Below are 22,081 nucleotides of genomic sequence, written 5' to 3' on the forward strand. Positions count from 1 at the left end.
GCCCGCCCGACCGCCTCGAACGTGCCCCGGTCCGCCGCCCCCGCCGAGGTCGGTTCTGCTGGGCGGCCGAGGTCAGTTCTGCCGGGGCGGCAGTTCCCTCTCGAAGCGGTCGAGGAAAGCGTCCAGCGGCCCGGTCCCGGCGTGGTGGATCACGAACTTGCTGATGCCGGCAGCGAGATGGGCGTCGATCAGCCGGTGCAGCCGGGGCCAGTCGGTGGCGACCAGCTCCCGCGGGTCGGCCCCGGGCGCGCCCCGGCGCAGGGCCGCGCCGAGCGCGTCCGGGACGCCGTCCTCGGCGACGACCAGGCTGATCCCGTAGTGGTCCTCGTCGATCGCCCGCCCGGCCTCGGCCGCCGCGGCCCGGATCGTCTCGACGGCGCGCCCGGCCGCCGCAGGGGTCAGGAAGGAGCCGAGCCAGCCGTCCCCGTACCGCCCGACCCGGCGCAGCCCGGCCGGGGCGCTGCCGCCGAGCCAGAGGTCCGGGATGCGGGCGGGCACGGGCCCGACGCGGGGCGAGGCGACGCTCAGCAGCTCCCCCGTGAACGGGGCACCGCCGCCGTCGAGGGCGGCCCGCAGCAGCGCCATCGACTCGTCGAACAGCTCCCCGCGCCGCCCCTCGGGCGCGGGGAACAGCTCGCGCTCCCCCGGCCGCGCGGGCCGCAGTCCGAAGACCGGCAGGGCCCGCCGGGGCGCGAGGGCGGCCAGCGAGGCCAGTTGCTTGGCGACCAGGACGGGGTGCCGGCCGGGCAGCACCGCGACCGAGGTCCCCACCTTCAGCCGCCGGGTCCGGGACAGGGCGTACGCCATGCCGACGAACGGGTCGACGGCGTCGGAGCTGATCTGTTCGGAGAGCCAGAGCGAGTCGACGCCGCCGCTTTCGAGGCGGTCCACGATCCGGCCGAACTCCGACAGGGGCGTTCCGTCACCGAGCCCCACTCCGAAACGGATCTTCACCGGAACGCCCCTTCGACCACGCCGGATGCTGCTGGATCTCCCCCGTTCTCCGTCAGTTGCCGAGCAGGACGGGGAAGGACTCCATGTCGTTCTGCGTCATCACGGGGAGCTTGCGCAGTTCGTCGTCCGCGATGGCGAGGCGCAGCCGGGGGAAGCGGGCGAAGAGGGCCGGCAGGGCGATGCCGGCCTCGACGCGGGAGAGCGCGGCGCCGGGGCAGATGTGCGGTCCGTGGCCGAACGTCATGTGCCGGATGGGGGTGGCCCGGGTGATGTCGAACTCCTCGGCGTCGGGGCCGTGCTGCTCGGGGTCGCGGCCGATGACCCGGTAGGAGATGACCACGCCCTCGCCCTTGGCGATGGTGGCGTCGCCGACCTGGATGTCCTCGGTGGCGAACCGCATGAGCAGGTGGGTGGTCGGGGTGTCCCAGCGCAGGGTCTCCTCGATGACCGTCTCCCAGGAGACCTCCCCGTCGAGGACCATGCGCAACTGGCCGGGGTGGGAGAGCAGCGCGCGCACGGCGTTGAGGATGAGCCCGATCGTGGTCTCGTGCCCGGCGGCGACCATGGCCTTGAGGTTGCCGATGACCTCTTCCTCGGTGAGCGGTTCGCCGCCCTCGTCCGCGAGGATCAGCGCGGAGGTCAGGTCGTCGGTGGGGTGCGCGGTCTTCTCGCGTACGAGACCGGCGTAGAAGACGTCCAGGTCGGCGAGGAGGGCGAGGCGCTCCTCCTGCGGGGTGAGCATGGAGAAGAACGCCTTGTACTGACGGGTCAGCATGGCGTTCTCGGCGGGGTCGACGCCCATCAGCATGCCGACGACGCGCATGGGCAGCGGCTGGGCGAACACGGACTTGAGGTCGACGACGGCCCCGTCCCGGCCGCCCTCCTCCAGGGCGTCGAGCAGCTCCCCGGTGAACTTCTCGATGTCGGGCCGGATCGCCTCCAGCCGGCGGGGCGTGAGCGCCTGGGAGGTCTTGGTCCGCAGCCGGCGGTGCTCGGCGCCGTCGACCGTGAACATGGAGCGCCCGGCGTCGATCATCCCGATGAGCGGCCAGTCACGTGTCACCTCGCCGCTCTGCCACAGGTTCCAGGCGTTGATGTCCTTGACCAGCCGGGGGTCGACCAGGAGCTGCCGGGCGTCCGCGTGCCGGGTGAGCGCCCAGGCCGGTACGCCGAGCAGTTCGATCGGGGCCAGTCGTCCGGACTCCCGCAGCCGCGCCGTCTCACCGTCCAGGTCCTGGACCATCGGGTCGATGACGACGGTCGCGCTGCGCTGGGCCGCGGCCTGGGCGGCGTGGGGGCAGTTCACGGGAGGTCTCCTGTCGTACGAACGGGGGTGAACCGGACGGGGAGCGAGGTCGTGCCGCGGAGAAAGGCGGAGGGCCGGCGGACGAGTTCCTCGACGGGGACGTCGAGCGCGAGGTCGGGCAGCCGGTCGAGCAGCACCTCGATGCCGGTCCGCGCGATGATCTCGGCGATCTCCTGGGCGGGGAACGGGCACCGGTACTCGCCGTGGCTGAAGGCCAGATGGGCGCCGTTGCCGCCCTGCGCGGAGGAGCCCGCGGAGAGGCCCTGCCGGATCAGCGGATCGGTGTTGGCGGCGCCGAGCCCGAGGAGCAGCATGTCCCCGGCCTTGATCCGCTGTCCGCCGAGCTGGGTGTCGCGGGAGGCCCAGCGGCCGGCGAGGATCTGGGTGGGGGTGTCCTCCCACAGCACCTCGTTCATGGCTTCGCCGATGCTGCGCCGGCCGCGGGCCATGGAGTCGGCGAACTCGTCCTCGGTGAGCATCAGCCGGACCGAGTTGCTGATCCAGTCGGCGGTGGTGAGGTGCCCGGCGGCCGTGATGGCCATCAGGTCGAGCATGTACTCCTCGTCCGTGAACACCTCCGGGAACGCGAGCATCCGCGAGGTCACGTCGTCCCCGGGCACGGCCCGCTTGGTGGCGACCAGCCGGGCCATGTGCTCCCCGAACCGCATGTGCGCGCTCTGCGCCTGGGGCCCGCCGTCGGCGAGGTCCTTGAGGACCTGGGCGATGTCCGCCCCCTCGTCGTCCGGGAAGCCGACCAGCCGGGCGAGGACGAGCACGGGCAGCGGTTCGCAGAAGTCCGCGACGAGGTCGGCCGTGCCCCGGCTGCACACGGCGTCGACGAGCCGGTCGGCGAGCTGCTCGCAGTGGCTGCGGATCTCGAACGGGTCGGCAGCCTCCAGCGCGGGCCCGACCATGCGGACGTGCCGGCGGTGCTCCTCGCCCGCGCTGAAGTAGATCGACGGCATGGGCCGGCCCACCATCGGCAGCAGCGGCCAGTCCTCGGGGATGTGCGGCCACTGGTTCCACAGGCCCACGTCCCGGGGGAACAGCTCCCCGTCGCTCGTGACGTGGTGGAGCTCCCGGTACCCGATGACCAGCCACGCCGGAAACCCGCCCGGCAGCTCCACCGGCACGACCGGCCCGTGCTCCCGGCGCATGGCCCGGTACACGGTCTGCGGCTCCGTCAGGAACCCGGGCCCCGACAGCGGTACGGCACCGGCGTGCGCCGGGCAGCCGGGAGGAGGGGAGACCGGCGCGGACTCGGCGGAAGAAGGGCGCGACATGGGTCCTGACTCCTGAGGCGACGGCTGCACGCGTCAAGATCATGCGCTCAACGCACGTTCACTATAAGGATTTTGTGTGACGTCGGAGCTATCAACTCCGATCATTTTCCTTCCTTGGGCGGAATGCATCGGCGCTACATCGAGGCAACTTGGCTTCAATAGCGATCATTTGACGCCCCGTCGGTACGCCTCACCCCTCGGGGGGCGGACGCGCGCCGCACACCGCCACCCCCGGTCACCGAGCGTCGCTCACTCCGACTCCGCACCGCTCAGGGCCTCTTGACGGGCCTCGGTGATCAGGCCCGGGTCGCTGACGCCGGCCCTGCCGGTCTCCACATGACCGGCGAGGCGCCGCAGGAAGACGGCATCGGTGTCGGCGACGACCGTGACGTCGTACCAGCTTCCGCTCCCCCGCAGATCCAGGGAGTGCTTGACGGTGGCGCCGGGGCGCACGGCGATGGTCCGCGTCCCTCCCCTGTACGCGGCCGCGTGCCGCAGGGTGAGCCGCACGGTCGCCGTCCCGCCGTTGGAGAGGACCAGGTCGAGCCCGCCGGTGGAGGCGTTGTGCCGGGCGGTGACCTCCGGCCCCGCCGCCCGGCCGGCCGCCCGGAAGGCACGAAGGAACCCCTGCGGTCCGTGCACGGTCAGATCGGTCACGCCACCGGAGTACAGGGTGTTCCACCGGTCCGCGAGGGAGGTGCCGGCCGCCGTCGTGTAGGTCCACGGGCCGTCGGTCCGGTTGGCCGAGGTCACCAGGAAGTGCGCCCCGGCGTCGGGGCCGCCGCCGAGGACGAGGCGGTACCTCCCGGTCGCCGGATCGGCGGACCCGTCGACGAACGGCGCGTAGGGCAGCGGCCGGACGGGGCGGGTCCCCTTCTCCTGCCCCGGCACTCTCCCGGTGGCCGGCGGCGCGGGCACGTAGTCCGGATGCCGGTCGCGGTCCGGCGGCCGGTACGCCTCGGTCGACGGCAGCCGTAGGGCCGAGGCGTCCCGGCGGCGGAAGTCGAAGGCCGAGGTGAGATCGCCGCACACGGCCCGCCGCCACGGCGAGATGTTCGGCTCGCGCACTCCGAAGCGCCGCTCCATGAACCGGATGACCGAGGTGTGGTCGAACACCTCCGAGCACGCGTACCCCCCGGTGCTCCAGGGGGAGAGGACGAGCATCGGCACGCGCTGGCCGAGCCCGTAGGGACCGGCGGCGTACCGCAGGTCTCCGGGGAAGTAGTCCGCGGTGGTGTCCACGGTGGACAGCCCCTGCGCGGGCCCCGAGGGCACGAACGGCGGCACCACGTGGTCGAAGAAGCCGTCGTTCTCGTCATAGGTGACGAACAGCGCGGTCCTCCCCCACACCTCGGGGTCGGCAGTGAGCGCGTCCAGCACCTGCGCGATGTACCAGGCGCCGTAGTTTGCGGGCCAGTTGGGGTGTTCGCCGTACGCCTCCGGGGCGACGATCCAGGACACCTGGGGCAGCGTTCCGCCGCGGACGTCCGCCCTGAGGTCGTCCAGGAGCGCGCCGCCGCGGGCGATGTCGGTCCCCGTGCGCGCCTTGTCGTACAGCGGATCGCCGGGCGCCGCCTCGCGGTACGCGTCGAAGTACAGCAGGGAGTTGTCGCCGTACGTCCCCCGGTAGGCGTCCCCGATCCAGCCCCAGGAGCCGTCCGCGTCGAGCCCGTCACCGATGTCCTGGTAGACCTTCCACGACACCCCGGCCTTCTCCAGCCGCTCGGGATAGGTGGTCCAGCCGTATCCCGTCTCGTCGTTGCCGAGGACCGGCCCGCCGCCGGTGCCGTCGTTGCCGGTGCAGCCGCTCCACAGGTAGTAGCGGTTCGGGTCGGTCGAGCCGATGAACGAGCAGTGGTACGCGTCGCAGACGGTGAAGGCGTCGGCCAGCGCGTAGTGGAACGGGATGTCCTCACGGGTGAGATGGGCCATCGTCGTCGCCGTCTTCGCGGGCACCCACTGGTCGTACGCGCCCTTGTTGAACGCCCGGTGGCCGCCGGCCCAGTCGTGGTTCAGGTCCCGGAGGAACCGCATGCCCAGCTCGTCGGCGGGCGGCCGGAAGGGCAGCACCTCCTTGCCGAGCAGATCCTTCTGGTGCCAGACGGGCTTGCCGGAGGGCAGAGTGACGGGGCGCGGGTCGCCGAAGCCCCTCACCCCTCTCAGCGTCCCGAAGTAATGGTCGAAGGAACGGTTCTCCTGCATCAGGACGACGATGTGCTCGACGTCCTGGAGCGTGCCCGTGCTGCCGCGCGCGGGAAGGGAGGCGGCGCGGGCGATGCTGGAGGACAGGGAGGCGAACGCGGCCGCTCCCCCGGCGAGTTGCAGGAGACGGCGACGGTTGATCTCTGCCATGGCGGAAGCCTTACGCAGTGGGGGGACGTGGGGGTGGGAGCGAGTGGAGTGTTCCAGGACCCACCGGTCGTACGGAAGGCCCGTGGGGTGTGCACCCAGTGACGCCCGGCCGAACACTCGGCGTCGGGACCCGCCGCCACCTGCGCGTACCGCCGGAACCGGGACCGTTGCCGGAACCAGGAAGTTCCGCGACCCCGTCCTTGCCGACACCGGGAGTTGCCGGTGCGGCTCCCCGGGCCGCACGCTGCGGGGGCACCCTTCACCACGCACAGAACGCGAGGGCCCCGAGTGGGACACATTCCCGTCTTCCGTTGGGTACTGACCGCCGGCGTGCTGCTGATCGCGTGCTCCGCCGTCCTGTACATGGCCGCCCCGGGCATGCCGGAGCTGCGCCAGATCGATCTGACCGTGCTCGAGGAGTCCCCGGACGGCGCCTGCCGGGTCAGCTGGAAGGACCCCTTCGACCACACCGCGCGCGAGGGGCGCTACCGGTGCGACGCCGACCGCGACCCGATGCTGAAGGCGCCGAACTACGAGGAGGGGTCGGACCGCGGCTGGGACTCCGGATTCGTGGTCGCCGAAGGCGACTCCAGGGGTGAGCTGTACGTCCTGGGCCAGGACGACGAGACCGCAGACGCCCGTCTCGGTCTCTCCGACATCCTCGTGACGGTCGGGCTGCTGCTGGCGTCCGTCGGTCTCGTCGGCGGAAATCTCCGCGCCCTGCCCCGGCTGCGCGGCGTCGACCCGGATCTCGTCCGGCGCGGATGGCGCCTGAGCCGCGCCGCCGACGCGCTGGCCGAGGACCACACACGGGCCGTCACGGCCGTACGCGAGGCATGGGCCCGCCTGCACCGGATGCGGCTGGGCGAGGAACTGGAACGGATGCCCGTCGCCCGGCTGCGCGACGACCACGCGGACCGGTTCTCCACGGCCGCGTGGGAGCGGGCGGGCATCCGCACCGTGCGGGACGTCCTGGAGGGCGGGGTGTGGATGCTCGGGCGGGTGCCCGGTGTCGGGCGCCGGACGGCCGAACGCGCCCTGGCCGCAGCGCGCCGCACGGCCGAGGAAGCGAGTGGAGACGTGCTGGTGCGCATCGCCCCGGACCGCCCCACCCCGCACACCACGGCCCTGGTCCTCGCGCTGCACGTGCTGGTGAACGCCGGGCCGGGCGCCCAGGAGGCCGCGCGGAGCGCGAAAGCCCTGGCCACCCGCCTGGAGGCCCTGCTCGGCGAGACCTCCGAAGCGGCCGGTCACCGGACCCTGCTGTTGGCAGGCCCCGAGCAGCGCCGGCGGATCCGCGAGGCCATGGCCGAACTGCGCGTCCTGCTGGACGAGGCGGAACAGGCCCCCGTGGGCCGCGGGTTCGGCCAGGCCTCCGTCGATCTGCTGCGCGGCCCGGACGGCGCTCGGGACGAACTGGCCGTCCGGGTGGACTTCGAGTCGCGCGAGGCGGAGTACTACCGGGTGCTGGAGGAGGTCACCGCCGGCGTCCCGCTCCCGGTGGACCCGCTCCCGCTCCCCGGGCCGGACGAGGACGTCCCGGGGAGCGCGGTCCCCGGACCGTAGCGTGCGGGCCGGGGATCAGTACCAGCGCTGGTTGGTCTGCATGTTGCAGGTGGCCAGGTAGGCCCGGGAGGCGTTGCCGGTGCCCGAGATGGTGACGCACTTGTCGTACGCGGCACCGTTGCGGAGCTGGGCCGTGCCGGCGCTGGAGTCGATGTACCACTGCTGGTCCGCATGGTGGTTGCAGTTCCACTGGATCACGGAGTTGTCCTGAGCCCAGACGGCGAGGCACTTCCCGTTGGCGTTCTTGAGCTGGTAGAAGCCGTTGCCCTCGCCGGTGAACTCCCAGCGCTGGTCGTTGTTCCCGTTGCAGTCCCAGATGATGGCCTGCTGGCCGTCGTCCACGACGTTCCCGTAGATGCCCAGGCACTTGCCCGTGGCGACACTGTGCTGCGCGCCGCTGACGAGGGCGGCAGCGGGCGGCGCGGTGAGGAACGACGAGACGGCGGCGAGGAGGAGTCCGGCGGAGGTGGCGGCGATGCGGGTGAGAGACCTCGTCACGGGAGGAACCTTTCCTGGGTCGGGACGACACATCGGCCCTTACGGCGAGGCGTCGCTTCGTGAACGCCAACGTAGGCCGGTGGGAAGGGGTGTTCGGCCCGTGGAGCGTCCCGGGGACGTCCCTCCGGCACCGTCCCGGGACGCGCGGTCCGTGTGCTCGGCCACGGGACGGTGTCCGCACGCCCGGACGCCCCCGCCCCCGCCGCTGGTCGACCGCCCTTCAAGGGCAACCGGACTGTTCCCGGGCCGGGTTAACCGTCCCGCATGGTCGCCGGGTCATCCTTGGGACGGCGGGACGTCGGGGTTCCCTGAGGGAAACCCCCCACGAAGCTCGGGGAGAAACCCGATCGTCCGAGGGGCGCCGGGTCCGTAGGTTCTGGAGTGCGGTCGACGTACCGCTCCCACCTTCCGCTCCCCTTCCGCTCCCCACCGCCCCCGGAGGCACCCCGTGACCGCCGTCCCCACCCCCCGGCCGACGCGCACGCTCCACCCCGCGCTGACGGCCTTCGTGCGCTTCGTGATCTGCGGGGGCGGGGTCGGCGTCGCCTCCAGCGGGGTCCTCGTCCTGCTCCAGGGGACGATTCCGCTGGCGGTGGCCAACGCCCTGGTGACGGTCGTGTCCACGGTGATCGCGACGGAGCTGCACAGCAGGGTCTCGTTCCGCAGCGCCCGCCGGGGCTGGGGCATCCACCTCCAGTCCGGGCTGACCGTCGCCGTGAGCTACGCCTTCACCACCGGGGCCCTGCTCTGCCTGTACGCCCTGCGGCCCGAGCCCTCCGCCCTGCTCCAGCAGACCGTCTATCTGTCGGCCTCGGCCCTCGCGGGCGTCGGCCGCTTCGCGCTCCTGCGCATCGTGGTCTTCCGCGACCGGAGCGGCGCCCGCGACGGGGCCGGCGCCCGTCCGGCCCCGCTCGGCAAGGCGGCCGTGGCGATGGCCGCCTGACCGGAGGTCACCGGGCCGCGTCACGCGTACCGGATGTCACCGGGCCGCGTCCCGTGTTGGATATCGTGACGGGTCGGCCGGGCAGCAGCACGGCCCGGAATCGGAGTCGAGGCGGGAGCACGGGTGCCACAGGGGCGGACCGGATGGGTACGGGTCCCCGTCGGGGACGACGCGGAGCGGTGGGCCACACGCGGGGCGTGCCGCCGGGTCCTCCTCGTGGTGCACAACGTCACCGCCGCCACCCGGCTCCTGGACGTCCTGCCGCTCTTCGACGACGACCTGCGGATCCAGCTCCTGCTCACCTGCCCGGGGTCCTCGGCCTTCGCCGGCGGCACCGCCGAACTCCTCGCCCGGACGGGACTGCCCGTCCTGCCGTGGGACCAGGCCGTGGTCACACCCGTGGACCTGGCGGTGTCCGCGAGCTTCGGCGGCCAACTCGACGCGTTCCGAGGGAGGCTGGCCGTCCTCTCGCACGGTGTTGGATACACTAAAAGGCTAGCGACACCGGACACCGGACACCGGACACCGGACACCGGACACCGGATCGGGGCCAGGGCCGGAGCCCGTGCCCGTTTTCGGGACCGCTCCGGAGTGGGTGCTGGCCGACGACGGCGTCCCCCTCGCCGACGCCCTGGTCCTGTCCCATCCCGAGCAGATCGACCGGCTGCGCGCCGCGTGCCCCGAGGCCGCCCCGGCCGCCGTCCTCGCGGGTGATCCCTGCTACGACCGGATGCTCGCCGCCCGGCCGTACCGGGACCGCTTCCGCCGGGCGCTCGGGGTCCGGCCGGACCAGCGGCTGATCGTCGTCAGCTCCACCTGGAACCCCGAGTCGCTGTTCGGCGACGGGTCATGGCACGAGGGCGGGAGCGGGGGCGAGGCCGATGTGCTGTCCTGCCTGCTGCCCCGCCTCGCCCAGGAGTTCCCGGTGGACGCCTACAGGTTCGCCGCCGTCCTCCACCCCAACATCTGGCACGGCCACGGTCCCGGCCAGATCCGCGCCTGGCTCGACCGGGCGAGCCGGGCCGGTCTGGTCCTGGTCGATCCGCTGGCGGGCTGGCGGCAGGCGCTGCTCGCGGCCGACGCCGTCATCGGCGACCACGGTTCGGTGACGTACTACGCGGCGGCGCTCGGCCGGCCCGTGCTGCTGGCCGCCGCCCCTCTGCACGCCCTGGACCCCGGCGCCCCGATCTCCGACTTCCTGCGCGAGGCGCCCCGCGTCGTCCCCGACGCGCCGCTGCGCCCTCAACTGGACGCGCTCGTGGACGGCCACCGCCCGCTGCCCGGTCCTGCGGCCTTCACCTCCTCCGTCCCCGGCGAGTCGGCCGCCCGGCTGCGCGCGCTGTTCTACGCGATGCTGGGCGAGCCGGAACCGGATACGCCCGCCTCCCTGAAGCCCCTGGAGACTCCGCCGCTCGCGGAGGTCACCGTCACCGCGCCGCTGCACGTACTGACCCGGGTCGAGGGCCCCGGCGAGGTGTCCGTCACCCGCTGGGCGGCCCCCGCGCCCTCGCCGGAGCCGGACGGGCCCGAGGAGGCGCATCTCGCCGTGCACGAGGACACCCGTGACGTGGACCGGCTCCGGGTCGCGGACGTCGTCCTGCGCGACGGACCGCCCGACGACCCGAGGTTCGGCTCCCCGCCCGTCTGGACGGCCGAGGCCCTGCGCCGCTGTCCGGGCTGCGCCCTGGCCGCCTTCGTCGTCGGCCCCGACGCCTGCGTCGTCCGTCTCCGCGACGGCGCCCTGCTCCGCCTGGTGGCCGAGGCCCCGGAACCGTACACCGGGCCCGACCCGGCCGTGTTCGCCTCGGCGCTGCACGCACTGCTGGGTGACGCGGACGGCCCGGGCGGGCGGGAGCGGGTCCTTGAGGCCGGCTTCACCGTGCGGTCCGGCGGCGGCGCGCCCGTGCGTGTCCGAGTGGAGCGGACACCGGCCACTTGAGCGCCTGAGAGACGCCCGACCGGACCTCCCGGCGGGCACCCGCCTGCGGACCTGCCGAGCACGCGACCCGGAAGGCTGTATGTCAATACGTCAGCTGTTCGCGTCGCGCTCGGCGTCGGCGCAGCGTTCCCGCATGCCGCGCAGATAGGCCACGTGGTACTCGGCGCTCTGTCCGTCGAGGACGGTCAGGGCCTGGTCGATCAGGGGGCGGGCGCGGGCCGGCTCGGAGGCGTCGAGCCAGGTCTCGGCGAGGTCGGTGAGGGCGCGCGCCGTGTTGTACGTGTCGCCGTGGGCGCGGAAGAAGTCCAGGGCCGCCCCCAGCCGTTCACGGGACGTGTCGAACCGCCCGAGTCCGCGCAGGGCCCGGCCGCGGTGGCGCTCCAGGAGGGCTCGGGCGCGCGGGACGTCGGCCGTTCCCTGGTCGTCCGGCCCCAGGCCGTCCAGCACTGTGCCCGCTTCGTCGAAGCAGGCGTGGGCCTCCTCGTACCGCCACTGACGGAGGCGGAGCAGGCCGAGGAACTCCACGGCGGAGGCCCGGCCCCGCCGGTGGCCGGCGGCTTCCTCGGCCCGGCTCGCCGCGAGGGCCTCGGTCTCCGCCTCGTCCCAGAGGACCAGTTCGGTGAGGGAGTGGGCGAGCTGGGCGTGCAGGGCGCCGGCGTCGCGGGGGTCGCGGCCGGGGGTGTCGGCCAGGCGGGCGCCGGCGCGCAGGGCGGGGAGCAGGGTCTCGTGGCGGCCGGCCTTCAGTTGCAGGGGCCACAGGGAGCGGCAGATGCGGACGGCGGCGTCCGGGTCGCCGGACTCCTCGGCGCAGTGGACCGCCTCGACCAGGTTGGCGCACTCCGCGATCAACGCCTCCAACGCCTCGCCCCGGCCGCCGTACGCGGATCCGGGGTCCGGGCCTGCGGGGGCGGGGACGCGCCAGCTCTCGGGCAGCGCCTCGTGGGCGGCGCGGGTCGACACATCGACATAGTGCCGCAGGGCGCGGGCCATCGCGGCCGAGCAGCCGGCGATGCCGTCCTCGCGTACGGCGGCGGCCTCGGCGTGGGCGCGGACCGCCGGGCGGTAGTGGTAGCGGGGTGCGGGGCCGGCGGGTGCGGCGGTGGGCTCGATGAGCAGGGCGTCCGCCAGCTCCTCCAGGCGCCGGGCCGCGTCCCCGGGGGCGGTGCCGGTGACCCGGGCGGCGGTCGCCGCGTCGAAGGCCGGCCAGGCGCGGACGGCCATCAGCCGGTAGAGCCGGGCCGTCGCGGGTTCCAGCAGCCGGTAGGTCTCCTCGGCCGCCGCCCGGACCGGGTCCGGGTCGACGGGTGCGTCCGGTGCGGGCTCGGTGAGGCGGGAGGCGGCTGCGCGCAGGGCGTACGGTGATCCGCCGCAGCGGGCGAGGACGCCGGGCAGGGTGGCGCGGGCGGCGGCGACGGCCGACTTGTCGGTGAGCCGGGTGAGCAGCCGGACGGCGTCCTTGTCGGTCAGCGGCCCGACCGGAACGCGTACGGCGTCCAGCCCCGGGAAGGGGCGTCGGGCCACGACGATGGTGAAGACGGCGGGTGACGCGGTGAGCAGGGGCCTGACCTGTGCGGCGGTCTGGGCGTGGTCCAGGACGATGAGCAGCTTCCGGCCGGCCGTGCTCCGCCGGAAGCAGTCGCGGAGCCGTTCGGCCGAGGGAGGAATCTCCGCGTCGGGCAGACCGACTTGGCGCAGCAGGTCGCGCAGGACCGCGTCGGGGTCGCGTGCCGCGTCCCGGCCGGCGCCCGCCCGCAGGTCGGCGTAGAGCTGGCCGTCCGGGTAGCGGGCGGCCTCGCGTGCTCCCCAGTGCACGGCGAGCGTGCTGGTGCCCATGCCGTCGGGGCCGTGGACGAGGGCCACTCGCGGGGTGCCGTCCGGACGGCGGGTGGCCTCGCGGTCGAGGGCCTTGAGCGCGTCCTTGCGGTCGGTGAAGAACCGTGTCGACAGGGGGAGTACGGGCCTTCCGTGGGCGGGGGGCACCGCGCCGGGGAGCGTGCCGCCGATGCGGGCGGCGAAGGTGGTCCAGGCGGCGGCCAGCGCGGGGTTGTTCCGCAGTCCTTCCGCCATCATCCGGGCCACGTCGTCGAGTTCGCCCGCGGTGGTGGGGGCGGCCACCTCGCGTCCGGTGACCCGGCGGACGAATCCGCCCGTCGACTCCCAGGCCCATTTCCCGGCCTCGTTCGCCATTCCCGAGCCGACCGCGCCGAGCACCGCCGTGACGGCCGACAGCGAAATGGGATCCAGCATGCCGTGCACTCCCCGTTCCCGGCGCTCCGCGCGATGCGTCCTCCCCGGCACCGCCGCTGCCACCGTGCGGGGCAAATCTATCGAGAATCCGTGGCCCCCGGTTCGTGTCCGGGCAGGTGGGATCGGCCGCACGGCGTCGTTGGCCGGATCCGAACAGCGGTGCGGACCGGCGGGGTTGGGCTCGCCGGCCGGCGTTCGGTGGGAGCGCGGCGGCCGGGGCGGCCCCCGGCGCTCGACGCGACGGCCGGGGCCCGCCCGGTCACGGGGCCGTGAAGTATCCCGGGAATCTCGGCCCCAGCCAGGGCCTGCGGCCCCGGGCGACGACACGGCCGCGTGCCATCGCGCCCACCGGGGAGCGGCGGCCGAGGGCCATGAGGAGGAACGTGACCGGTTCGACGGACAGGGTGCAGTCGGGGCGGTCCGGGAGGGCCGGGGAGACGGTGACCGTGCCGTCGGTGAACGTGACGCCGAACTGTCCGCCGCCCCAGAGGCGTACGGCGTAACGGGCGTCGAGCCCGCCTACGGCCGCCGGGTCCGTCACGCGGGGCATCGCCTCGATCATGAAGGGCAGGGTCAGCGCGGCCCGGGTCCGGTCCACCATGTGCGGGCGGCGGCGGGCGCGGGCCAGGTCGTAGCCGTGGCCCAGCAGGTGCGTCAGGAGGTACGCGGCAAGGACGGCGCGGTTCATGGGGCCCATCGGGGTCGTCAGGGTCTCGTCCGCGTCGCCCGCCTGGACCGCGGCGAGGCAGGCGTCGGCCTGCTCCACGATCATCGCGGCCAGGGGCTCCGCCGCGCGTTCGCCGAAGGCCGCGAGGGCCTGTGCGTTGGCGGCCGCGATGCCCCGCGGGGTGCCGTCGCCGTACGGTCGGGCGCGGCCCGCCGCCACGTCGGCCATCAGCGCGTTGGCCTGCGCCAGGTGGGCGGCCAGCTCGCCCACCGTCCACTCCAGTCCCGGGACGGGGGCCCGCGGGTCGGGGGCGGTGCGCAGCAGTGCGGCGATGTCCGAGGCCGTGCCCCGCACCGCGTCGGCCAGGCCCTCGGGCAGCACCACGCCCCGTACGCCGTGGTCGCCCGTCGGCTCCATGCCGCCACCGTCCTCGTCCGCCGTTACCTGCGGGTACACAAGAGCAGGCGGAGACTGCTCCGGGCAAGGGGCGGGCGGGAGCCGGTTCCGTACCCCTCTACGATCGCTCATGTGTGCGCACATGTGGTCATCGCCGAGGACGACGAGAAACAGGCCGAGCTGCTCCGCCGCTATCTCGAACGGGAGGGGCACGCCGTCACCGTGGCCGGTGACGGTCTCGCGGCGCTCGACGCGGTCCGTCAGCGCGAGCCGGATCTGCTGGTCCTCGATGTGATGATGCCCCGGGCCGACGGACTGGACGTGGTCCGGGTGCTGCGCGCCGAGCAGCGGGAGCTGCCGGTGCTGATGCTCACGGCCCGTTCCACCGAGGACGATCTGCTGCTCGGTCTCGATCTGGGCGCCGACGACTACGTGACCAAGCCGTACAGCCCGCGCGAGCTGATGGCCCGGGTGCGTACGCTGCTGCGCCGCAGCCGGCGCGCGGGCGGCGGCCCGGGGGCGGCCGAACCGGACCCCGGGGTGCTGGCCGTGGGGACGCTGCGGGTCGATCCGCCGAGGCATGTGGTGACGGTGGACGGCGTCGAGGTGGAGTGCACACCGGGCGAGTTCCGGATCCTGGCCGCGCTCGCCGCCGAACCGGACCGGGTCTTCTCGCGTCAGCAGCTCCTCGCCGAACTCCACGGATTCGACCGGTACATCAGCGACCGCACGGTCGATGTGCACGTGATGAACCTGCGCAAGAAGATCGAGCCGGCGCCGCGCCGGCCGGTGCGGCTGCTCACCGTGTTCGGTGTCGGCTACAAGCTGACCGATCCCGCGAAGGCCGCGGCCCGTGCGTCGTCGTAGCCCGGGGCCGGGCCGAGTCCCCGGGCGCGGCCGGGGTGATGGGGCGGGGCGGGCGCGGCTGCCGTGGCGCAGGAGTCTGCCGGTGCGGCTGCTGGCCGTCTCCGCGCTGGTGGCGGCCTGTTCGGTGGCGGCCACGGCCTGGCTCGCCGTCCAGACGACCTCCGGCGCCATCCTCCAGGAACAGGGCCAGAACCTCACCGCCGACGCCCGGATCTACCACAGCCTGCTGGGGTACGCGGCGGCGCATCCGACCTGGGACGGCGTCGAGGAGACCGTGCGCGAGCTGGCCGAGGGCTCCGGCCGGCGGATCGCGCTGACGACCCAGCAGCGGGTGCCGCTCGCGGACTCGGCCGCGCCGGACGGCGCCCCGGCGCTGCCCGAGCAGGCCTCCGCCGTCGTGGACCCGCTCTCCGTGGACACCGCGCTGGCCGCCGCGAACGCCGGGCCTTCGGGAACCCCGGCGGACCAGGTGGATCCGCGCGCGGTCGGCCCCTTCACCCTGCCGGCGAGCGAGCGAGCGGCGCTACGGACGGTCGCGGAGCGGGGCGTGGCCTGTCTCGCGGATTCCGGGATCGCCTCGGACGTGGTGGCGACGGCCAGCGGGCGGCCGGTGATCCAGGTGGTGGGCAACGACCCCGACCGGCTCCGAGGCACCGGCTGCGCCACGGACGCGCTCGACACCCCGACCGCGACCGAGCGCAAGGCCCTCAAGGCGCTCAACCAACTGGCCGACGCCTGTCTGAAGCGCCAGGGCCGGGACGGCGTCCGGCTGCGGCTCGATCTGTCGTGGGGGCGGAGCGCCCAGCCCGTGCCCACGGCGGAGGTGCCCACCGTCGCCCCGAGCCCGGTGCCGAGTCTCCCGGAGGACGACGGGGCGCCGGCCACCCCCGCGCCGGCCCTGGCCGGGCCCACTCCCTCGTCGCCGGACGTCCCTGCGGCCACGCCCAGCGAAGTGCCCCGCGAGGCGCCCGCGCCCGTCGCCTCCACCAGCGAGAACGACCGGGCCATCGCCTCGTGCGTGGGCACCGCCCGCCGCGAGCAGCTCGCCTCCTACGTCGCCTCGCCCGCCCTGCTGTTCATCGCCGACACCGGCCGCACCACCGTGCCCGGCTTCGACCTCTCCCCCGCGAACACCGCGCGGATCGCGGGCACCGCCGCGCTCGTCCTCGCGCTCACCGTGGGCGTCTCGGTCCTGGTGGGCGCCCGGCTCGTCCGGCCGCTGCGCGCCCTGACCGGGGCCGCGCAGCGGATGCGGGACGGCGAGGACACCGCTCCGGTCCACGTCACCTCGGACGACGAGATCGGCCGGCTCACCGCCGCGTTCAACGAGATGTCCGCGCACCGGTCCCGGCTGGAGGCCCAGCGCAAGGCGATGGTGAGCGATGTCGCGCATGAACTGCGCACCCCGCTCAGCAACATCCGCGGCTGGCTGGAGGCGGCCCAGGACGGCGTGGCCGATCCGGACCCGGCGTTCATCTCCTCCCTGCACGAGGAGGCCGTCCAGCTCCAGCACATCATCGACGACCTCCAGGACCTCGCCCAGGCGGACGCGGGGGCCCTGCGGCTGCATCCCGAACCGGTACGGCTGGAGGAGCTGGCCGCGCAGGTCGCGGCCGCCCACCAGGCCCGCGCGGAGACCGCGGGGGTGGCTCTGACCGTGGCCCCCGTACCGCCGGGCCGTCCGCTCCCCGGGCTGACCGCCGACCCGGTCCGGCTGCGCCAGGCCATCGGCAATCTGGTGTCCAACGCGGTCCGCCACACCCCGTCCGGCGGCCGGATCACCGTCCGCGTCCACGGGACGGAGCACGGGGACGCGGTGGTCGTGGACGTCGAGGACACCGGCTCCGGCATCCCGCCCGCCGACCTCCCGCACGTCTTCGACCGCTTCTGGCGGGGCGAGAAGTCCCGCAGCCGGCGCACCGGCGGCAGCGGGCTGGGACTGGCGATCGTACGGAAACTGACGGAGGCCCACGGCGGCACGGCGACGGCCGTGAGCGTCCCGGGCGAGGGCTCGGTGTTCACGCTGCGGCTGCCGACGGCGGGCGGGGGCGAACCGGGTACGCCTCCCCCCGAGGCCGGCCCGGACGACGGCGGCCCCAAGGCCGGCCGCGACACCGCGACGCCGCGGTGAGCGCCCGGCCCCGGCCGGCCCTGATCCGATGACCACAGCGTCCTGACAGCTTCTTCATAAGTTCGCGCGAGCCTGGCGGCACGCCTCGCGCCGCGATGCGCCCGTGCACCGCGGCGCCGTCGAGGCCGAACCGGAACGGAGCCTTGTCCATGCCCCTGCGTACGTCCCTGCGTACCGCCCTTCTGACCGCCGTCGCGCTCGGCGCGGTCTGCGTCCCGGCCACCGCGGCCGTCGCCGACTCCTCGCCCAAGCCGGTGGCGACCCCTTCGGCGGCGCCCGCCGAGCCCAGCCCGTCCGTGAGCGTCCCCGGTGAGGAGCCGACCGCCGTCCCGTCCACGCCGTCGGACGCCACCCCGACGGTCGTGCCCCGGGGCGGGGTCGCGGCGGGTGAGGAGCCGTCCGGTTCCTCCGACGGTGCGCTGTCCACCGCCACCCTGACGGGTGCGGGTGTGGCCGCGCTGCTGGTCGCGGGTGCCGGCACGGTGGTCCTCCGCCGCCGCGCCGCCCGCCGCGACGGCTGATCGCACCCGAACCGCCGCGCAGTGGCGCCGTCCGCGACCGGGCGGCGCCACTGCCGCATTCCGCACCCCTTCTGGAGCCCACCCCATGTCCCGTCCCGCCCCGCGCCGCCGCACCCTCCTGGCCGCGTACGCGCTGCTGCTGGCCGCCCCGCTCACCGCCCTGACCGCCTGCTCGGACACCTCGTCCGCGCCTCCGTCCGCCTCCGCCCACCCGTCCGCCGCCACCGACGCGGCCCCCTCCGCACCGCCGCGCGCCAAGACGTCCGCCCGGCCGCCCGTCCAGGTCGCCATCCCCTCCCTCGGTGTGGACAGCGCCGTCATGCGCCTGGGCCTCAACCGGGACGGCACCGTGGAAGTCCCGCCCGCCGAGAAGGGCATGACGGTCGGCTGGTACACCGGCGGCCCCGTCCCGGGGGCCCCCGGACCGGCCGTCCTCATCGGCCACAACGACACCCGCTTCGGACCCGCCGTCTTCCACGACCTCAAGAAGATCGCCCAGGGCGCCGACATCACCGTCCGCGACGAGAGCGGCACCACCACCCACTTCACCGTCACCGGCCGCGAGACGGTCAAGAAGTCCGCCTTCCCGACCGCCCGCGTCTACGGCCCCACCGAGGACCGGGTACTGCGGCTGATCACCTGCGACGGAACCTTCGATGCCCAGGGACACCCGGTGGACAACCTGATCGTGTACGCGAAGCGCACCTGACCGCCCGCGCGGACCGCGAGCACCGCGGGAGCGAGGGCGCGGCGGGCGGGGGCTCGGAGGGCGGGCACAGGGGCGCCATTCGGCCAATGCGTGACACGTGCATGACATTTCATGGTGCCCGTGGGACCGTCCGTCCGTAACACCCCCGCCCGCGCCCTCGCCGCGTACGCGGGCGGGGCGCCGTTCATCCCCCCACCGGACGCGGCATGGAGGAGTGCCATGAAGCTCACCCCGAGACTCTCGCTCGTCGCCGCCCTGGCGGCCGCCGCCCTCGCCGGCACGTCCGCCGCCGCCGGAGCGTCGGAGGTGGCGGCGTCGCAGCAGGTCGACGGCGTCATCTCGGCCGCCGGCAGCACCTGCACCTGGTCCGGCGCCACCGCCACCGCGAATCCGCCCGACGCCCTGACGATCGACCGCTCCACCGTGAACAGCGGGGTCAGCTGCACCGGAGGCGCGAGCGCCACCCTCAACAACGATCCCTCGGTCACCTTCGACGACGCCGCGGGCACCGCGACCTCCGACCTCATCGACATCACCGTGAAGCAGAGCATCATCTCCTGCTCCTACCGGGCCACGAACGTCGGCTGGACCCGCGACGGATCCACCCGCACCTACGCCAACCAGCCGTTCACAGCGGCCAAGAGCTCCGGCAGCTTCCTCTGCCCGGGATCCATCTCCGCCGAGGCCGGCTCGGCCTCCCTCGGCTTCCACTGACGACCGAACGGCGCGGGGATACAACGAAGAAGCCGGAGTATTCAGTGAATACTCCGGCTTCTCCGGTGGTGTCCGAGGGGGGACTTGAACTCTCCACTCGGGCACCAGCCTTTACATACACTGACATGCACAAATACCCGATGAACGGCGGTATCTAGGTGGGCGCTTCTCCGGTCCTTTCCTGCTGTTTCCTGCGGCTTCCGGGCGCTGTTGGTCATCCGTTGGTCACATGACCAACCATGCCGCTCATGATGGAAGAGTCGAGTACCGCTCAATGCTCGCTCGGCCCGTGGACCGGTCGAGTAGGCGCAGCTCCCACGGTCCGGTGTTCACGTCGAAATCCTTGCCGAACCCCACCCACTTGCCCGCCATGCGGCGGCCGGTGGGCTCGATCAGCATCTGAATGGCCCCGTGATAGCGGGCTCCCTGGTAGTAGCCATCGGCCGCAGTCTGTTCGGTCCAGGTGCCCGTGATGACGTTTCGGTCCACGGTGAGATCCAGAGACAGGGGGCTGTCCGGGTTGGTCGAGGCTCCGGGCAAGCTCTGCGCCGTCAGCCGGTTGCCGTGCTGGACGATCACGACGTAGTGCTTACAGTCGAACGTCTCGTCACGGCTGGACGAGTAGAACTCATACCGCGACAGCCAGATACCCGCGTACTCACCCTGAGCTTCCGTCTCCGGGCTTGCGACGGCACCGGCGGTACCGAGTTCTCCTGCTTCCATGTCGTGGCCTCCTGCGCCGTCTGAGTGGACGCGGGTCATGGGGATGGCAAAGCCCAGCGACTCGGGGGCGCGGCCCGTGAACCGTTTCAGCGCCCGCGCGTACAGCGGACGGCATGTCTTGGTCTCTCCGGACTCCCAGCGTTGCACGAGTCGCTTGGAGGCGTCGTTGGGTTCGCCCAGCTCCTCACCCGCTTTGCGTAGCCCCTGGGCAAATTCGTCCTGGCTGAGGTTCATCGACTTGCGTACTGAGGTCAGCACGTCGTTAGGGATTCGCTCACGCTCGGCCGTGGTCGTCATGATCTGAGGCTAGCCACGACGCGCTTCCAATGACACCGGTTTGACGCCTTCGGCTCGACACCGAGATGACGCCCGAGGGACGCCGGGAACGTCGCCGCGATGGTTACGGCCGATCCGGAACATGGTCGTCATGTCCATCCGCATCAGCACCTACAAGGTGAGAGCAGACGGTACGCAGACAGAGCCCCAGACCCTCTACGAGGGAGAGGGCGGGGAGCCCCTCGCTACTGGCTTAATGCCCCGTGCTCATGCCCCCAGTGCCGAGGCGGACGACAGAACCGGAGTACATCCGACCCCCGATTACATGGAGGCCAGCCAGCATGAGTACGGCAGTAGTGATCCGCGACCCGAAGGCGTACGTCACGCCGGACGTTTGGGAGCGGGAGGTGACGCTCCTTCTCCGGAACCCGGACAACACCCGGGAACTGGCGGAGGCCAAGTTCGGGCAGGTCGTCGCCTACCTGGTCACGTGCGGTGAGAACCCGGACCTGCTCATGGGTCCGTCGAAGCAGGTGGACGAGGCGTGGCACTCGTTCATGCTGGATTCGATCCCGTACCACCACTTCACGGGCCGGCACTTCGGCCGGTACATCCACCACGTTCCCGAGCTGGGCGACGGGCGCGACTCGCAGGACGGCGGTCCGCTGGTTCTGGAGCGGACGATCAACGCCATCAAGGCGGCCGGGTTCGAGATCGACCCCGATCTGTGGGGTATGGACAGCGCGGCCGACTGCAACCAGTGCCACGCCGGATGCCACGACTCGCCCAAGTAAAGCCGAACAGCGCATGAGTTGGGGCTCACCCCCGTACGTTGGGGGCGAGCCCCGCTCCCGGAGAGGAACACTGCATGTCATTGGCTAAGTCCTGGGACAGGTACGCAGTTGGGAGTACGCCCCGTAGGGACAGGAACGCCAACGGAGACACGACCTGGCTGAACTGGACTCAGTATGCCGATCACGGGCCGGACGAGGGTCTTCTAGGTGCTGTCGCCGGACGCCGAGTGTTGGAACTCGGCTCGGGAACCGGAAGCAACTTGGCACACCTGGTGACCCTCGGCGCGTCCGGTCTCGGGGTGGACATCGCCCCCGCTCGGGAGGTTGTGGCACGGGAACGTTGGAGCGATTTGCGCGGTCTTGAGTTCCGCACAGCGGAAGCGACGGCGTTCCTGAGCGGGACGGACCAAACGTTCGATGTTGTGCTCTCGATCTTCGGTGCCGTCTGGTTCGTGGATCCGGAGACTCTGCTCCCCCTGATTCGGGCGCGCATGGCAGCGGATGGCATTCTGGCATTCTCGCACCTCCCTGCCGGAAGTCAGAGTCCGCGACCGGGCAGGGCGGGTCTGCGATACGACTACAGCCCAAGCGAATGGATGCGCCTCCTCACCGTCCACGGATTCACAGATGTTTCCGCATCCGTCATCGACCCGCCGGAAGGCGGGACCGTAGGCACGATGCTCGTGCGTGCGGTAGCTCTCTGACCCTGCCTGCTCGGGCATGACGATGCCTCCGATGGATCTGCGAATCGCTGCTGCGGCAACTGCGGCGCACGCAGGTGACCGAGCCGCCATCTGAGTAGCGCCTGGGGTGGGGTATGACCCCCTGAGCATGTCCGACCGACCGCCGTGTCTTGGCTGCTCAAATCCTGCCACGGTTTCAAGGCCTTCCAGGCTGACCCGGCACCCCCGGCCGGCTGCGGAATAGTGCCAGGTCACAGGGTTGCACCAGCCTTGCAGGCAGCGGCGGAACAGTGCCAAGAGTGCAGCCTTTCGCCCTATGTCGAGAGGCTGCACGAGGTGGCCGCATAGCGGTCCAAGGAAGCTAGCGCCTTACTCCTGTGGCTTCCATCTCTGGGGGCGCGGCAGCGCCCTACCGAGCTAGTACTCCAGTGCGGTTTCGTGATCTATCCAGCGGGTTCGTCGGCGGCTCGTCGTCGGTAGTGGCTGTGCCGGGCTGTTGCCTGGTGGCGCCG

18 protein-coding genes are annotated in these 22,081 nt (G+C 72.9%); 10 read left to right on the forward strand and 8 right to left on the reverse strand.

Annotated elements, in window-relative coordinates:
- Nucleotides 1-72 precede the first annotated feature (72 nt).
- From ACWCXC_RS18905 to ACWCXC_RS18920, 4 genes are all read right to left on the reverse strand, one after another.
- Entirely contained in the window at nt 73-954 is an 882-nt protein-coding gene (locus ACWCXC_RS18905) for a TIGR03854 family LLM class F420-dependent oxidoreductase (RefSeq protein WP_450889955.1), read from the reverse strand.
- Nucleotides 955-1,006: 52 nt separating this feature from the next.
- Nucleotides 1,007-2,260 carry a cytochrome P450 family protein gene (locus tag ACWCXC_RS18910; protein ID WP_450684232.1) on the reverse strand — a complete coding sequence of 418 codons (1,254 nt, stop codon included), beginning with the start codon at nt 2,258-2,260 and terminating at the stop codon, nt 1,007-1,009.
- Nucleotides 2,257-3,543, reverse strand: coding sequence for a cytochrome P450 (locus ACWCXC_RS18915; protein ID WP_450889957.1), 1,287 nt, complete (start codon nt 3,541-3,543; stop codon nt 2,257-2,259). Before ACWCXC_RS18915 ends, ACWCXC_RS18910 begins: the two co-directional genes overlap by 4 nt.
- Nucleotides 3,544-3,792: 249 nt before the next feature.
- Nucleotides 3,793-5,895, reverse strand: coding sequence for a phosphocholine-specific phospholipase C (locus ACWCXC_RS18920; RefSeq protein WP_450889959.1), 2,103 nt, complete (start codon nt 5,893-5,895; stop codon nt 3,793-3,795).
- 288 nt (nt 5,896-6,183) lie between these two features.
- Between ACWCXC_RS18920 and ACWCXC_RS18925 the strand changes: the two genes are divergently transcribed.
- Entirely contained in the window at nt 6,184-7,461 is a 1,278-nt protein-coding gene (locus ACWCXC_RS18925; protein WP_450889961.1) for a hypothetical protein, read from the forward strand.
- A gap of 15 nt (nt 7,462-7,476) precedes the next feature.
- Here the strand turns inward: ACWCXC_RS18925 and ACWCXC_RS18930 are convergent, their stop codons facing one another.
- Nucleotides 7,477-7,959 carry an RICIN domain-containing protein gene (locus tag ACWCXC_RS18930; protein ID WP_450684236.1) on the reverse strand — a complete coding sequence of 161 codons (483 nt, stop codon included), beginning with the start codon at nt 7,957-7,959 and terminating at the stop codon, nt 7,477-7,479.
- A gap of 448 nt (nt 7,960-8,407) precedes the next feature.
- On the opposite strand from ACWCXC_RS18930, the gene ACWCXC_RS18935 reads away from it, so the two are divergent.
- Together ACWCXC_RS18935 and ACWCXC_RS18940 are read left to right on the forward strand one after the other, a co-directional pair.
- The gene (locus tag ACWCXC_RS18935) at nt 8,408-8,902 is read left to right on the forward strand and encodes a hypothetical protein (protein ID WP_450684237.1); all 495 of its coding nucleotides are present in this window, start codon (nt 8,408-8,410) and stop codon (nt 8,900-8,902) included.
- A 565-nt stretch (nt 8,903-9,467) separates the two neighbouring features.
- A complete protein-coding gene (locus ACWCXC_RS18940) occupies nt 9,468-10,841 on the forward strand; it encodes a hypothetical protein (RefSeq protein WP_450889964.1) in 1,374 nt (457 codons plus the stop codon).
- A 90-nt stretch (nt 10,842-10,931) separates the two neighbouring features.
- Here ACWCXC_RS18940 and ACWCXC_RS18945 read toward each other — a convergent pair whose 3' ends face one another.
- Nucleotides 10,932-13,088, reverse strand: coding sequence for a tetratricopeptide repeat protein (locus tag ACWCXC_RS18945; RefSeq protein WP_450889966.1), 2,157 nt, complete (start codon nt 13,086-13,088; stop codon nt 10,932-10,934).
- A 259-nt stretch (nt 13,089-13,347) separates the two neighbouring features.
- Nucleotides 13,348-14,172 carry a maleylpyruvate isomerase family mycothiol-dependent enzyme gene (locus ACWCXC_RS18950; protein WP_450889968.1) on the reverse strand — a complete coding sequence of 275 codons (825 nt, stop codon included), beginning with the start codon at nt 14,170-14,172 and terminating at the stop codon, nt 13,348-13,350.
- A gap of 111 nt (nt 14,173-14,283) precedes the next feature.
- Here ACWCXC_RS18950 and ACWCXC_RS18955 point away from each other — a divergent pair, with 111 nt between their 5' ends.
- From ACWCXC_RS18955 to ACWCXC_RS18975, 5 genes are all read left to right on the forward strand, one after another.
- The gene (locus ACWCXC_RS18955; protein ID WP_450684241.1) at nt 14,284-15,018 is read left to right on the forward strand and encodes a response regulator transcription factor; all 735 of its coding nucleotides are present in this window, start codon (nt 14,284-14,286) and stop codon (nt 15,016-15,018) included.
- A complete protein-coding gene (locus ACWCXC_RS18960; protein ID WP_450889970.1) occupies nt 15,005-17,149 on the forward strand; it encodes a sensor histidine kinase in 2,145 nt (714 codons plus the stop codon). The genes ACWCXC_RS18955 and ACWCXC_RS18960 overlap by 14 nt, the downstream gene beginning before the upstream one ends.
- Nucleotides 17,150-17,298: 149 nt before the next feature.
- Nucleotides 17,299-17,670: a sortase-dependent protein gene (locus ACWCXC_RS18965; RefSeq protein ID WP_450684243.1), complete on the forward strand. Its 372-nt coding sequence runs from the start codon at nt 17,299-17,301 to the stop codon at nt 17,668-17,670.
- An 85-nt stretch (nt 17,671-17,755) separates the two neighbouring features.
- Nucleotides 17,756-18,379, forward strand: a complete 624-nt coding sequence (locus ACWCXC_RS18970) for a class F sortase (RefSeq protein WP_450889972.1) — start codon at nt 17,756-17,758, stop codon at nt 18,377-18,379.
- 219 nt (nt 18,380-18,598) lie between these two features.
- On the forward strand, nt 18,599-19,093 hold the full coding sequence (locus tag ACWCXC_RS18975; protein WP_450684245.1) for a hypothetical protein: 495 nt from the start codon (nt 18,599-18,601) through the stop codon (nt 19,091-19,093).
- A gap of 246 nt (nt 19,094-19,339) precedes the next feature.
- Here the strand turns inward: ACWCXC_RS18975 and ACWCXC_RS18980 are convergent, their stop codons facing one another.
- A complete protein-coding gene (locus tag ACWCXC_RS18980) occupies nt 19,340-20,113 on the reverse strand; it encodes a helix-turn-helix domain-containing protein (RefSeq protein WP_450889974.1) in 774 nt (257 codons plus the stop codon).
- Between the two features lie 320 nt (nt 20,114-20,433).
- Here ACWCXC_RS18980 and ACWCXC_RS18985 point away from each other — a divergent pair, with 320 nt between their 5' ends.
- Nucleotides 20,434-20,886 carry a glycine-rich domain-containing protein gene (locus ACWCXC_RS18985; RefSeq protein WP_450889976.1) on the forward strand — a complete coding sequence of 151 codons (453 nt, stop codon included), beginning with the start codon at nt 20,434-20,436 and terminating at the stop codon, nt 20,884-20,886.
- Between the two features lie 74 nt (nt 20,887-20,960).
- Nucleotides 20,961-21,590 (forward strand): class I SAM-dependent methyltransferase, encoded by a 630-nt coding sequence (locus ACWCXC_RS18990; RefSeq protein WP_450889978.1) that lies wholly within the window; start codon nt 20,961-20,963, stop codon nt 21,588-21,590.
- Nucleotides 21,591-22,081: the final 491 nt, after the last annotated feature.

The sequence above is a fragment of the Streptomyces sp. NPDC001515 genome, assembly GCF_053597115.1.

What these genes read in the sequence shown, in the direction of transcription:
- ACWCXC_RS18920 (WP_450889959.1), bottom strand. Translation starts at nt 5,895, where the DNA reads ATGGCAGAGATCAACCGTCGCCGTCTCCTGCAACTCGCCGGGGGAGCG.
- ACWCXC_RS18950 (WP_450889968.1), bottom strand. Translation starts at nt 14,172, where the DNA reads ATGGAGCCGACGGGCGACCACGGCGTACGGGGCGTGGTGCTGCCCGAG.
- ACWCXC_RS18965 (WP_450684243.1), top strand. Translation starts at nt 17,299, where the DNA reads ATGCCCCTGCGTACGTCCCTGCGTACCGCCCTTCTGACCGCCGTCGCG.
- ACWCXC_RS18970 (WP_450889972.1), top strand. Translation starts at nt 17,756, where the DNA reads ATGTCCCGTCCCGCCCCGCGCCGCCGCACCCTCCTGGCCGCGTACGCG.
- ACWCXC_RS18990 (WP_450889978.1), top strand. Translation starts at nt 20,961, where the DNA reads ATGTCATTGGCTAAGTCCTGGGACAGGTACGCAGTTGGGAGTACGCCC.
- ACWCXC_RS18975 (WP_450684245.1), top strand. Translation starts at nt 18,599, where the DNA reads ATGAAGCTCACCCCGAGACTCTCGCTCGTCGCCGCCCTGGCGGCCGCC.
- ACWCXC_RS18915 (WP_450889957.1), bottom strand. Translation starts at nt 3,543, where the DNA reads ATGTCGCGCCCTTCTTCCGCCGAGTCCGCGCCGGTCTCCCCTCCTCCC.
- ACWCXC_RS18945 (WP_450889966.1), bottom strand. Translation starts at nt 13,088, where the DNA reads ATGCTGGATCCCATTTCGCTGTCGGCCGTCACGGCGGTGCTCGGCGCG.
- ACWCXC_RS18985 (WP_450889976.1), top strand. Translation starts at nt 20,434, where the DNA reads ATGAGTACGGCAGTAGTGATCCGCGACCCGAAGGCGTACGTCACGCCG.
- ACWCXC_RS18980 (WP_450889974.1), bottom strand. Translation starts at nt 20,113, where the DNA reads ATGACGACCACGGCCGAGCGTGAGCGAATCCCTAACGACGTGCTGACC.